This is a genomic window from Candidatus Edwardsbacteria bacterium (genome assembly GCA_031082425.1).
Taxonomy (GTDB): Bacteria; Edwardsbacteria; AC1; order AC1; family EtOH8; genus UBA2226.
Genome location: JAVHLB010000003.1, coordinates 310,362 through 322,489, shown reverse-complemented (window position 1 = coordinate 322,489; position 12,128 = coordinate 310,362). Strand labels below are relative to the sequence as shown.

Below are 12,128 nucleotides of genomic sequence, written 5' to 3'. Positions count from 1 at the left end.
CCCCGCTTTAAGCGGGGGGCTTTTTATTGTAATATAACCCTTAAAATCCCTTCAATTCTATGGCCGCGCCAATGCCTATGCCGGACATGTCCAGTTCCCGCTCCCAGCCGCCTTCCTCTTCGCGGGCTACCGTGGTGCCGTTATAAGATGCTTCCAAGAGCAGAGCGCTGCGCATCCCCAGCCCGATCCTGGCTCCTCCCCTGACCCGCCAGCCGAAGCCAGTGTAAAATCCGTCATCCGGGCCCTGGGTGATTTTATCGACAGCAATTGTGGTATCTTTGTAATCATAGGACACTTTGGCCAATCCCCACCCCAGGTCACCCCCTACATAGGGTTTTATGGCCCCACCGGCGGGAATGGTGATATTCAGGCTGGCCCACAAGGGGAGATATGTGACCTTATGCTCGTAAAGAACTTTGATCATGGTGGTGGTGGTTATCCCGGTGGTGCTGGAGGTGTCGGCCTCCTGCTTCTCCTCGAAGCTTTTGCCGAAGTATTCCAGCCCCAGTGTCAAATTGACCATATCATCCACCGCATTGCCGACCCCCAGGCCAAGCAGAAGCCCGCCGCCGCCTTTCACACCGGAGGGGTTATAATACCCGCCCTTCAGCATCAGGACGCTGTTGGCATAAGGCAGCATTCCGGCATGGGCGGTGGCAGTCAGGCAGATGGCGGCCAGCACAGCTATTGATATCTTTTTCATATTTATAATGATTTACGGTTATTAATAATCCTGTTCAGCCAGCACTATGGCGGAAACCGGGCAGGCATCGACGCAAGCACCGCATTCGGTGCAGGCATCGGCTTTGACCACTACTGCCTTGTCCGAGGGCATATCCAGCACGCTGGTTGGGCAGGCCGAAACGCAGGCCCCGCAGCCGATGCAGGCCTCAACATCGATCTTAGGATAGGTTTTCTTGGGCATCTTCAACTCCTTGTAAATTATTTATTCTTTTCCATTTTGGCGATATCCTTGAGCACCAGATTCTTCTTCTGGGTCAGGATCCTCTCATGTTTTAATTCTTCGGAAACCAGCTGCTTGAAGAGGCCCTTCACATCGTATTCATACGAATAGGTGGCTTCCCGGGCGTATCTTTCCTGGGCTTGTCTTTCGTACCTGATGGCCATGTCCAGGGCCTTGACCAGTTTTTTTGCCAGCTTGAGGTCTTCCATTGGGGTCTCCTTAATAATTTATTGATATCTCATTCAATTACTGCTGTAAATATTATCACAAGAAGCGCATTTTAGCAAGAGGCATTTAAAAAAGCTGCGGATTTTCCGCCACCCCCTCCTCCCTGGCCAGGTAGATGAAGCGGTCTATCAGATTTACATATTCGCTCCAGCGTTTGCTGTTGACACCCTCCCGCCTTATTATCCTTTCGTAGGCCGCGGCATGGGCATCCATAAGATCGCAATGGTGCACCACCAGGGCCTCCAGGGTGGCCGGAACCACAGGGGATCCCTTCTCCTTCTCCCCGTGGTGGGACAGCAGGATGTGTCTGAGCCGCTTGGCCAATTCCCGGGGGAAGTCCTTTATTTTGGCCATCCTCTCCAGCAGCATCTGGTCGCCCAGCACTATATGCCCCATCAGGCGACCGTCGTCGGAATAATCCACGAAGGTGCTAACGGTAAATTCCCTGATCTTGCCGATGTCATGCAGCAGGCATCCGGTGATCAGGAGGTCGGGGTCCAGCAGCTGGTAATTTTTAAGCCCCCCCCGGGCCAACCGGCAGACCGCGACCGTGTGCTCGGCCAAGCCTCCGATCCAGCCGTGATGCCACAGCTTGGCCGCCGGGGCATCCAGAAAGTCCCTCATAAAATCCTGATCGTCAAAGAACAGCTTCAATAATTTTGCCAGAGAGGGATTCTTGACCCCGGCCAGCTCCGACCTTAGGGACGCCTCAAGTTCGCTGCGGGTGAATGCGGAGGAAGCCAATATTTCCGCCAGATCATACTCGCTTCTTTCGCATTTGCGTATATTTTCTATCCTCAGCTGAACGTTGTCCTTGTATCTCCCCACCACCGCCTTGACCTGGACCACATCGCCGGGGGAGACCTGCTTATAGGCCGCATCGGCCTCATTCCATAGCACCGCATCCACACGGCCGGTGGCGTCGCCCACCTCCAGGGAAAGGAAGGATTTCCCATCCGATTCCTTGGTCTTGATCTCCACCTTGCGCAGGGCGTATTTTTCTATCAGTTCCTGGCCCTGCATCTCCCCATTTTTAAGTTGTTTTATGCTTATTCGGCTCATTTTTGTACTCCATCTATTAGCTTAATTTTATCCGTAAATTCAGCTATTGTCAACAAGATAAATAGCCCGTTCCAAACGAACGGGCTATTTATACTCCGGGAAAATTTTATTTCCTCAGCCTTTCCTCGAACAAGACATACAAAGTGGGCACGAAGATCAATGTCAGCAAGGTGGAGGCCGTCAGGCCGCTGATCACCGAAATGGCAAGCGGCGCCGAGGTTTCCGCGCTTTCCCCTATCCCCAGGGCCATGGGCATCATACCTACGATGGTGGTCAGAGTGGTCATCAGGATCGGACGCAGCCGGGTATGCCCCGATTGGATCACCGCCTGGTAAAGGCCCAGCCCTTCCTTTCTCAGCACATTGGCGTAATCCACCAGCAGGATGGCGTTGGAGACCACGATGCCCACCAGCATGATGACGCCGATGAAGGCGATCACCGAAAAATTGTGCCCGGTCAGGAACAGGCCCCAGACCACGCCCCCTATGCCCAACGGCACCGAGAACATGATGACAAAGGGGTCCAGCAATGATTCGAACTGCGAGGCCAGCACCATATAGACCAGCATGATGGCCAGCAGGGTGGCGTAGAACAGGCTCTTGAAGCTGTCGGCCATGTCCTTGGCCGAGCCGCCCACTTCCACGGTGAAGCCTTCGGGAATGCTGATCTTTGCTATTTTATCTGCCAGTTCGCCGTTGATGGCCCCGATGGCCCGGCCGGTGGCGTTGGCAGTGACGGAAACGATCCGCTGCTGGTTCTTGCGGCTGATGTCCACCGGCCCGAAGGCCTTTTGGATCCGGGCAATATTGGAGACCGGCACCATCTGTCCCATCGGGCTCATTACTTTCAGGTTCTTTATGTCCGGGATCTGGGAGCGGTCATTCTCCTGAAAACGGACCACCACGTCATATTCCTTGCCGAACTTGCTGTCCCGAAAACGGGTGACCGTCCTGCCCTTGAAGGCCGTCTCCACCGCCGAGGCCACCTGGTAAACGCTCAGTCCCATGGCTCCGGCCTTGTCGCGGTCCACGATCACCTGCAGTTCGGGCATGCCTTCTTTGCGGGTGATGTTAACATCCCTGGTTCCGTTGACCGAGGCCATTATCTGCTTGACCTGCTCCGCCAGCTTCCGGGAGTTTTCCAGGTCGTAACCCTGAATGTCCACCTGGATGGCCCCGCCGGCGCCCATGCTCATGATCTGGGAGATCAGGCTGCCGGAGAGGAACACCACCTGGGCGTCGGGAATGGCCGAGAACCTGGCCCTCAGCAGGTTAATGATCTGGTCGACGCTGCGGCTCCGCTGGGAGCGCGGGCCAATCTTGATCCGCATGGCACCTATGTTGGGCCCGGTTCCGGCCATGGCCTTGCGCATCCCCTCGCCTTCGCCGAAAGTTGAATAGAGGGTCCGGGTTTCCGGGACTTCGGCTTTAACGACATCCTCCATTCGCTGCAGGATGCTTCCGGTCTGCCTGAAGGAGGTGCCCACCGGCATGGTAAGATTAACGGTGAATTCCCCCTCGTCGCTGGAGGGGATGAACTCGGAATCAACCACGGTAAACAGAGACAGGCTGGCCAACACCACTCCCAAGGTGACCGCCATCACCACCTTCTTGTGGGCCAGGGCCCAGGTCAGGGCCCTTTTATAAAACCCATCAACATCGTCCTGCCATTTGCCTATCCTGTCCATCAACTTTTTCCACCAGGAAGAACCGATCCCAACTATCTCGGGCTTTTCCACCTTCAAAAACCGGCTGGTCAACAGCGGCAGCAACATCATGGACACGAAATACGAGCCGATCAGGGAGAACGACACGGTGTAGGCCATGGGCCGGAACAGCACCCCGGCGATGCCGGAGACGAAGGCGATCGGCAGGAAGACCACGATGGTGGTGATGGTGGCCGCCAGCACTGCCATGGACACCTGGTCGGCTCCTTTCAGTGCGGCCTCCTGGGGGCTTTGCCCGGCCTCGCGGTGGCGGTAGATGTTCTCCAGCACCACGATGGAATCGTCCACCAGGCGGCCCACTCCCAGGGCCAGCCCGCCCAGGGTCATGATGTTCAGGGTCATGTTACGGAAATAGAGCAGGACAAAGGTCACGATGATGGAGAACGGTATGGACAGCGAGATGATCAGCGTGCTGGAGAAGTTGCGCAGGAACAGGATTATGATCAGGATGGCCAGCAGGGACCCGCCGATGGCCTCGGCTTGCAGGGTTTTGACCGATTCCCGGATGAACTGAGCGGAATCAAAGGCCGCCGCCAGCTTGATGTCGGAAGGCATCTGTTTCTGCATCTCCTCGATCTTGGCCTGGATCTTGTTGCTGACCGCCACGGTGTTGGAACCGGACTGTTTCTGGATGACCAGGGCCACCGAGCGCTGTCCGTTGAGCTTGGTCTCGGTGTCTATTTCGGTAAAACTGTCCTCCACCTTGGCGATATCCCGGAGATAGACCGGGGTCCCGCCCCGGTTGCCGACCACGGTGGCCGAGATCTGTTCTACGGTTTTGAACTCCCCTGGGATCCGGATCAGGAAGTCCAGCTGGCCGCTTTTAAGGTGGCCTCCGGGCAGGTTCAGATTGGAGGCCATCAGGGCCTGTCCTATCTGATCAAAGGACAGGCCCAGGGCCTCCATCCTGGTGCGGTCGATGTTGACCTGGATCTGGCGGTCCTGCCCCCCCTGCACGGTCACCGCAGCCACCCCCGGGATCCGGGCCAGCCGGTCCTTGAGATTGTCGTCCGCATATTGTCGCAGTTCCGAGACCCCACGGGGGCTGGATACCCCCACCACCATCACCGGCATCAGGGCCGGGTCGAATTTGACGATGGTGGGATTCTGGACCCCGGCCGGCAGATGGGATTTGACCAGGTCAATCTTTTCCCGGACGTCTATGGCTGCGGCGTCGATATCGGTGCCCCAGTCAAATTCCAGGGTTATCATCGAGGAGCCTTCCTTGGAGGTGGAATGCACATTCTTTACGTTGCGCACCATGCTGACCACGCTCTCCATGGGGCGGCTGACCATGGCCTCCACCTCGGCCGGCCCCACTCCCGGATAATCTGTCATCACCGCCACGATGGGGAAGGACATGTCGGGCAGCAGGTCGATGTTCAGGTTGGCCAGGGCCACCAGCCCGATGATGGTGACGCCGATGAATATCATGAAGACCGTCACCGGGCGCTTGATCCCGAATTCAGAAAGTATCATTCTTATTTGCCTCCCACGATCTCTACCGCCGATCCCTGGGCCACGGTGTGCTGGCCGGCCACGATCAGTTTATCGCCGAAAGATAGGCCGGACTTGATGGAGCAGGTTTCGCCCATGTCCAGTTCGACAACGATCGGCCGGGATGCCGCCAGGCCTTTCTCCGCCACGAATACCATGGTGCCGGTCTCGCGCTCGATGATGGCGGTGGTGGGAATGACCACTGCCTTGACATGGTGTTTGATGTTGATCCGGGCCCGGGCGTACATCCCCGGCCGTATCTTCATGCCGGGGTTCTTGATGGCGATCTCGGCCTTGACCGTGCGGCTCAGGTAATCCACCGTGGGCGATATCTGGCTGACCGAACCGTAAAAGGTCTGGCCCGGCCAGGCATCTATTGAGATCTGGGCTCCCGCTCCGGTCTTGACCCGGGATATCTCAGCCTCGGGGATCTGAACCACCAATTTTACCTGGTGATAATCGGCGATCTGAAATAAGGGCATGCCCGGGGTCACATGGCCGCCGGTGTCAAGATATTTTTTGGTAAGCCAGCCCGAAATGGGGGCTTCCAACCAGGCCTCCTTGAACTCCACCCCGATCTCATCCCGGTCTATGGAAACCACATTCTGGCCCTTGTCCACCCAGGCCCCTTCTTCCATCAGATATTTTATGATCTTTCCGGAAACCTTAGAAGGGACATCGGTCTGGTTCTCGGCCATCATGGATCCGGACAAGTTTATGCTCTCGTCATAGTCAGAGGGAGAGACAGTCAAAATCTCCACGGGATATTTTTGGGCCTGCACCGTCACAGTTTTTTTATCAGTAACCGATTTTATTACTTTGAACCCCAGGAAAAGGGTTATCATCGCGGCTATGGTGATTAAAATTGTCTTGCCCTTCATGAATGACCTTGCTCCTTTTACAGTATATTCTTTGTTTTAGGTTGCTTGCCGACACTGAATTTAGTGTTTTATTGCCCAAATATCCGACAAAACAGATCCTCCGGTTAAGAGCTTTAAATTCTGGATGCCGATTATGATTTAAAGTCATCCGATCCTATTTGAGCGTCGCCCCCACCGCCATCTCCAGTTTTGCCAGGCTTACCAGATAGTCATGCAGGGCCTGGATCTTGTTGGTCTTGGCCTGGGTCAGGGCCACTTCGGCATCCAACACATCAAGATTGGTGGCCTGGCCGTTCTCATATCGGGTTTGTGCTATATTCAGAGCTTCCTGAGCCTGCTGCACAGCCTTTTCCTGTGAAGAAATGGCCTTTTCATTGGCCTTCATCGTCAGGTAATTGGCCGAAACCTCAAGTTTTATCCCGTCCTCCACCATTTCTTTTGCCAATTTAAGCTGTTGGGCATTGGCTTTGGCCTCTTTGATCCTGCCCAGCCCGGAACCGCCGTCGAACAAAGGCCAGCTGGCGGAAACCCCCACGTCCCAGTTCTTCTGCCATTCGTCCGAACCGGAGAAACCGGATCCCTTACTGTAGGAATAATCGGCAATCAGCGCCACGGTGGGCTGGTAGCTGGCATAGGATATCAGCTTGGCCTTATCAACCATCTTTTGCCTGATCAAAATTGATTTATATTCCGGCCGGGCTTGAAAAGCCCGCCCTACCAGCAGAGCGCTATCCGCCTCCAGCAAATGAAATGCCATGGAATCACTCAGAACCACTGGTGCGTTCAGCTCCCGGTTCAGGGCCATATTGAATGACTGCCGGGAAAGCTCCACCGCATTCTGCATGCGTATAAGCTGGGGCTGCATATTCGAAAGCTGGACCTCGGCCCGCAATAAATCGTAACGGGAGACCATCCCCTTTTGATATAAAGCCTGCACCCGTCCCAAGTGCTTTCCTATGGACGATACTGCCTCCTGGGTGACGGCGTAGGCGCTTTGGGCCAGCAGCAGCCCGTAATAGGCCTGTTTGACCGCATAGATCACCCCGGCCCTGGCGCTGTCGTAAGATTCATCAGCGGCCTGGCGGTTCAGCCGGCTTATCTGATAGCCCTGCCATATTTTTCCGCCGGTGTAGATCGGCCAGCTGGCGGATAATTTTCCGGAATAGGTGTTGCCTATTTTGTCCGAGGTTATCGAGGCGCTGGACATTTGCACCATATCCCCGGTAGGTATGAAATTGCTGTCCCGCACAGGCAGGTAATATGATTGCCCGGCTTTCATGTCGATCAGGCTGTTCAACCGAACTATGCTGCCGGAGACCGAAAGCTGGGGGACCAGATACCCTCTGGCGGTCATCAGCTGGCCCTCGGCGGCACTGACCTTGTACTGGGCTATTTTCAGGGCGGCGTTTTGCTTCAGAGCCAGATCTATGGCTTGGTTTAAGGATATATCCTCCGCCGCCGCAAAGGAGGCAAAAAGGATCACTAATGCAACCACTCTTCTCATGTTATTTAGTTCCTTTGGTATCATATTTGGTTATGCCGCTTAAATAGAAATTAACCAGAAATTTTAAATCTTCTTTATTATTTATTTTCTGTTGATGCCAGAAGGAGTTCATCGCATTCCCGTGTATCAGATTAAAAAACGCGGCGGCGGCCTTTTCGGTGTCTATCTTATCAAAAAATCCCTGTTGGATGCCTTCCTGAAGCACCCCGGAAACCGATAATATCAGACTCCTGAAATGAACCTTCATTTTTTCCTGCATTTTATGCATCAGCACCCCGGGTTGATTACGGGTCATCAACTGCATCAGGTCTACATTCTCCTCGAACAGCCGCAGTATGGTTTTTATCATTATGGATATTTTCTCGGGCGGAGGAAGGCCGCTGCCGCTGGTTTCCTTGATGACCTTTTCTAAGTTGTGAATTGTCTCCTCCAGAACCGAAAAGAAAAGATCCTCCTTGTTCTCAAAATAGCCGTATAAGGTGCCCTTGGCCAGCTCCGCCTTCTCGGCGATCTCGTCCAAGGTGGTTTCGTGAAGCCCCTTTTCAGCGAATATCACCCGGGCGGCATGAAGGATCTCCGTCCGGCGGGCAAGTCTTTCCCGTTCCTTGCGCGGTAGTTTTCCCTGGTCATTCTCTTTCATTTCAGACATCTTCCTTTAAAATATGCTAACGCCAAGGTACTTTTTGGGATTGGCTTTCATGTCTTTTATCAGTTGGTTCAGCTCTTGGGAAGATTCCTTGAGTTTCTGGTACATCTCTTCGTCCTTGGACAGCTTGCCCAATGTCCCCTCTCCCCTTTCCATCCGGGAGAGAATAACATCCAAGCGCTTGGAGGTCGAGTCCAGGGAGTTATAAAAATCCGGCTCCCGCAATAGCTTGCCCAGGCTGCCCTGCCCTCGGCGCAGGCTGTCGGAGATGGTGTTTAAATTGGACATGGTCTGATTGAGGCTATTGTACAGAGCGGGATCGTTCATCAGCTTGCCAATGGTTCCCTTGTTGCCCTTGATCAGCAATATAAGATGGTTCATGCTGACCATGACCGAATCAAGGTTGGTATACAATCGGGGGTCATCGATCATTTTACCCAGAGTGCCGGTGCCCTTTTCGATCTTTTTCATTATCACGTTAAGCGACAGGGTGGTGGACCTCAGGGTATCCGATATCTCGGCGACGGTGGCCAGTATCTCCTCGGGGGGCATCACTTCTTTTGTCAAAAGCAAATCCCCGTTATTCAGGACGGCGTTGCTTTGGTTGACAGGGACGATCTCCACCAGCTTGTCCCCCAGCAAGCCCAGGCTGCTGATCCTGGCTACCGACCCCTTCCGTATCTTGTTCTGCCAGCTTTTCTCTATCCGCAGGTTTATCTCCACCCTCGGTTTGCCGGCCGTCTCCACCAGGTCGATGCTGTTAACCACCCCCACCTGAAAGCCGGAGACCCTGACCGGAGCGCCCTTCTGCAGGCCGCCGGCATCGTCGAATTGCGCTTTAAGATAATATCTTTGCTTGAGCAAGCCCTGGCGCTCTCCCACCGAGAATATGGTTATCAGGGCTATGATCAGCCCGGCCGTGATCAGGGCCCCCACCTTCAACTCGTGTGATATCCTAATGCCTGCCATCGCTTATTATCCCTCCTTTAATAAAATCCTGAACGAATTTCAATTTTGATCCCTTGATCTCGGCGGAACTTCCGGTCAGCAGTATCTCCCCGTCCTTGATGACCACGAACCGGTCGGCCACCTGAAAAGCATTGGCTATCTCATGGGTGACCACTATCGATGATACATTCCTCTCCGACTGAAGCTTTTTTATCAATTGGTTTATCTTCCGTGAGGTCAGGGGATCCAGGCCGGTGGTGGGCTCGTCGTAGAACATATAAACCGGATCCAGAGCCATGGCCCGGGCCAGGGCCACCCGCTTTTTCATGCCGCCGGAAAGCTCCGAAGGCATAAGAAGTTCGGTCCCTGACAGCTCCACAAACTCCAGGCACTCGGCCACCTTGGCCCTTATCTGTTCCTCGGAATTTTTTGTATGCTCCCTGAGGGCATAGGCCACGTTCTCTCCCACGTTGAACGAGTCAAACAATGCCGCGCCCTGGAACAGCATTCCCATCCGCTTGCGGACCGGCATCATCTGCTCCTCGAGGTAACGGGTGGTGTCGCTGCCATCGATCAGGATCGATCCCTGGTCCTGCTTTAGCAGCCGCAGAATGATCTTGAGCAGCACGCTCTTGCCGCAGCCCGAACGCCCCAGTATCACTATGGTCTCGCCGTCGTTGAGGGAAAGGCTGACGCCCTTCAACACCTGCTTCCCTTCAAAGGATTTATGTATATTTCTTAACTCTATCATAGGCAATGATCCCTCTCATATTCCCAGCAGGAATAAAAGCTTGGTTATGACCGCGTCCATAAGGAATATCAGCACCGAGGACACCACCACCGTCCTGGTCACGGCCTCGCCCACCCCCTTGGTGCCGCCTCTGGTGTTGAGCCCGTAATAGCAGGCCACCCCGGAGATCATGGCCCCGAACACCAGCGGTTTTATCAAGCCGCTGAACAGATCGTTAAAAACCAGGGAGTTTATCACCGAGCTTCTATAGAACGACGCAGTCAGTCCCAGGTTCATCACCCCCACCAGCATTCCTCCCAGTATGCCGATAAGATCCCCGATCACCACCAGTACCGGCAGCATCAGGGTGGCAGCCACGATCCGGGTCAGCACCAGCTTCCGCAAGGGGTCGGTGGCCAGGGCCCTCATGGCGTCGATCTGCTCCGATACCTGCATGGCACCCAGTTCGGCGGTTATCCCGGCCCCCACCCGCCCGGCAAAGACCATGGCTATCAGCACCGGACCCAGCTCCCGAACCAGGGAGACCGCCACGATGCCCCCCACGTATATCTTGGCCCCGAACCGCATCATAGCGTAGCCAATCTGAAAGGCCAGGACGAATCCGGTGAAGAAACCCACCAGCACGACAATGGAAAGCGAATCCACCCCGATCCGATCCATCTGTTCCCAGATGGTCTGACCGTAATAGGGCGGCCGGACCAACCTTCTCAGCACCTCCCAATGAAAGGCGAAAAACCGGTATATCTCCGAAAGGACCCCGGATATTTTATTGGTGAGATATCTATTCATTATACTTATCGTTCATTTATTGACTGACCAGTCAGTCGGATTATATCACTATGGCCCGGATTTGTCAAGAGGGCCGTAAATAAATAAAACGCCCGGGCGAAGCGGGCGTTTTAAAGGGCCTCTGGTCCTATTCAAGGAAAAGGCTCACTGACGCCATATAGATCTTCTGCCTGGCTCCGTCGGCCGAAGCCTTCTGATCCATGCTGGAGGCATCCACCAAGATCCTTTTATAAATATAACCCAGCCCCAGGGACCAGTCGTATTCGCCGTCCGGGGATTTTCTGTATTGGCTGGCCCCGGCCCGGAAAACCACGGCCCCGTATCCCGGTATATTATGTTTGTATTCACCTCCCGCCATATATTTGAGCTCCGGGACCCCCTTCCCCCAGAACTTTTCGGCGCTGGCTGTGATCTTGGGCAATTTGCCGTTGAACCAGGAGATACCCCCGGAGATCTTGGGTTTCAGCTGGTCGTCGCCAAAATCCTTCCAATAGACCTTACCGGCCAGGTTCTGGACAGTGATGCCGACCATCAACGGTCCCCGGCCTCCGTGAAACCCCAGGTCCAGGCCGTACCCGGTCCCGCTTTCATCGGTGATCTCAGCCCGGCTCCAAAGGGTGTCCATCTTTTTCTGCTTGACCTCGGTCATCCTGGCCGAGATCAGCTTGGCCGATAATCCCAAAGACATCGACTGATGCAGGTCATCCTTCTTGGAGACGGCAAAGGCAAATTCATCAACCCCGTATTTCAAATAATTATTTACCGAGTCTGCGCCTTCCATGGTAAATTCCGACCCGGCATAGCGGGCCACCGAACGCCAGGATATTCCTATGCCCTTCCCGGCAAAAACGATATAGTTGAGCCGCTTGGGGCCGGAAAATATGGGGTCGAAGAACAGCCCCTGGGAATGCAGATAGCTGCAGGAGGCCATTGACCAGTTGATATTGCCCAATCCGGCCGGATTCCAAAAGGTTAGGTTGGGGTCGCTATCGTCGGCAACGATGCTGCCGGAAAGGGCCGCCGCCCTGGCCCCGACCGCCGGCCCCTGGTAGGTCAGCCAATCTATGGGCGAAGCCGACAGAAAAGAAGCGGCAAAAAGCGACATACTCAACAAGATTGTTTTCTTCTGCAT

At 54.7% G+C, this 12,128-nt stretch carries 12 protein-coding genes; all 12 read right to left on the bottom strand.

Annotated elements, in window-relative coordinates:
- Positions 1-40: 40 nt before the first annotated feature.
- The 12 genes from RDU76_04815 to RDU76_04760 all read right to left on the bottom strand — a co-directional run bounded on the left by RDU76_04815 (position 41) and on the right by RDU76_04760 (position 12,128).
- Entirely contained in the window at positions 41-703 is a 663-nt protein-coding gene (locus RDU76_04815) for an outer membrane beta-barrel protein (protein ID MDQ7798254.1), read from the bottom strand.
- A 21-nt stretch (positions 704-724) separates the two neighbouring features.
- Positions 725-925 carry a 4Fe-4S binding protein gene (locus RDU76_04810; GenBank protein MDQ7798253.1) on the bottom strand — a complete coding sequence of 67 codons (201 nt, stop codon included), beginning with the start codon at positions 923-925 and terminating at the stop codon, positions 725-727.
- Positions 926-942: 17 nt separating this feature from the next.
- Positions 943-1,173 carry a hypothetical protein gene (locus RDU76_04805; GenBank protein ID MDQ7798252.1) on the bottom strand — a complete coding sequence of 77 codons (231 nt, stop codon included), beginning with the start codon at positions 1,171-1,173 and terminating at the stop codon, positions 943-945.
- 85 nt (positions 1,174-1,258) lie between these two features.
- The gene (locus RDU76_04800) at positions 1,259-2,254 is read right to left on the bottom strand and encodes an OB-fold nucleic acid binding domain-containing protein (GenBank protein MDQ7798251.1); all 996 of its coding nucleotides are present in this window, start codon (positions 2,252-2,254) and stop codon (positions 1,259-1,261) included.
- A 106-nt stretch (positions 2,255-2,360) separates the two neighbouring features.
- On the bottom strand, positions 2,361-5,459 hold the full coding sequence (locus tag RDU76_04795) for an efflux RND transporter permease subunit (protein MDQ7798250.1): 3,099 nt from the start codon (positions 5,457-5,459) through the stop codon (positions 2,361-2,363).
- Positions 5,460-5,461: 2 nt separating this feature from the next.
- Positions 5,462-6,358, bottom strand: a complete 897-nt coding sequence (locus RDU76_04790) for an efflux RND transporter periplasmic adaptor subunit (GenBank protein ID MDQ7798249.1) — start codon at positions 6,356-6,358, stop codon at positions 5,462-5,464.
- Between the two features lie 154 nt (positions 6,359-6,512).
- Positions 6,513-7,862 carry a TolC family protein gene (locus RDU76_04785; GenBank protein MDQ7798248.1) on the bottom strand — a complete coding sequence of 450 codons (1,350 nt, stop codon included), beginning with the start codon at positions 7,860-7,862 and terminating at the stop codon, positions 6,513-6,515.
- A gap of 1 nt (position 7,863) precedes the next feature.
- A complete protein-coding gene (locus RDU76_04780) occupies positions 7,864-8,502 on the bottom strand; it encodes a TetR/AcrR family transcriptional regulator (GenBank protein MDQ7798247.1) in 639 nt (212 codons plus the stop codon).
- Positions 8,503-8,517: 15 nt separating this feature from the next.
- The gene (locus tag RDU76_04775; GenBank protein ID MDQ7798246.1) at positions 8,518-9,477 is read right to left on the bottom strand and encodes an MlaD family protein; all 960 of its coding nucleotides are present in this window, start codon (positions 9,475-9,477) and stop codon (positions 8,518-8,520) included.
- Positions 9,464-10,207, bottom strand: a complete 744-nt coding sequence (locus tag RDU76_04770) for an ATP-binding cassette domain-containing protein (GenBank protein ID MDQ7798245.1) — start codon at positions 10,205-10,207, stop codon at positions 9,464-9,466. The genes RDU76_04775 and RDU76_04770 overlap by 14 nt, the downstream gene beginning before the upstream one ends.
- Before the next feature lie 15 nt (positions 10,208-10,222).
- Complete coding sequence (locus RDU76_04765; protein ID MDQ7798244.1) at positions 10,223-10,996, bottom strand: ABC transporter permease; 774 nt, start codon at positions 10,994-10,996, stop codon at positions 10,223-10,225.
- A 127-nt stretch (positions 10,997-11,123) separates the two neighbouring features.
- Positions 11,124-12,128 (bottom strand): hypothetical protein, encoded by a 1,005-nt coding sequence (locus RDU76_04760; GenBank protein ID MDQ7798243.1) that lies wholly within the window; start codon positions 12,126-12,128, stop codon positions 11,124-11,126.

What these genes read in the sequence shown, in the direction of transcription:
- RDU76_04815 (MDQ7798254.1), bottom strand. Translation starts at nt 703, where the DNA reads ATGAAAAAGATATCAATAGCTGTGCTGGCCGCCATCTGCCTGACTGCC.
- RDU76_04810 (MDQ7798253.1), bottom strand. Translation starts at nt 925, where the DNA reads ATGCCCAAGAAAACCTATCCTAAGATCGATGTTGAGGCCTGCATCGGC.
- RDU76_04805 (MDQ7798252.1), bottom strand. Translation starts at nt 1,173, where the DNA reads ATGGAAGACCTCAAGCTGGCAAAAAAACTGGTCAAGGCCCTGGACATG.
- RDU76_04800 (MDQ7798251.1), bottom strand. Translation starts at nt 2,254, where the DNA reads ATGAGCCGAATAAGCATAAAACAACTTAAAAATGGGGAGATGCAGGGC.
- RDU76_04795 (MDQ7798250.1), bottom strand. Translation starts at nt 5,459, where the DNA reads ATGATACTTTCTGAATTCGGGATCAAGCGCCCGGTGACGGTCTTCATG.
- RDU76_04790 (MDQ7798249.1), bottom strand. Translation starts at nt 6,358, where the DNA reads ATGAAGGGCAAGACAATTTTAATCACCATAGCCGCGATGATAACCCTT.
- RDU76_04785 (MDQ7798248.1), bottom strand. Translation starts at nt 7,862, where the DNA reads ATGAGAAGAGTGGTTGCATTAGTGATCCTTTTTGCCTCCTTTGCGGCG.
- RDU76_04780 (MDQ7798247.1), bottom strand. Translation starts at nt 8,502, where the DNA reads ATGAAAGAGAATGACCAGGGAAAACTACCGCGCAAGGAACGGGAAAGA.
- RDU76_04775 (MDQ7798246.1), bottom strand. Translation starts at nt 9,477, where the DNA reads ATGGCAGGCATTAGGATATCACACGAGTTGAAGGTGGGGGCCCTGATC.
- RDU76_04770 (MDQ7798245.1), bottom strand. Translation starts at nt 10,207, where the DNA reads ATGATAGAGTTAAGAAATATACATAAATCCTTTGAAGGGAAGCAGGTG.
- RDU76_04765 (MDQ7798244.1), bottom strand. Translation starts at nt 10,996, where the DNA reads ATGAATAGATATCTCACCAATAAAATATCCGGGGTCCTTTCGGAGATA.
- RDU76_04760 (MDQ7798243.1), bottom strand. Translation starts at nt 12,128, where the DNA reads ATGCAGAAGAAAACAATCTTGTTGAGTATGTCGCTTTTTGCCGCTTCT.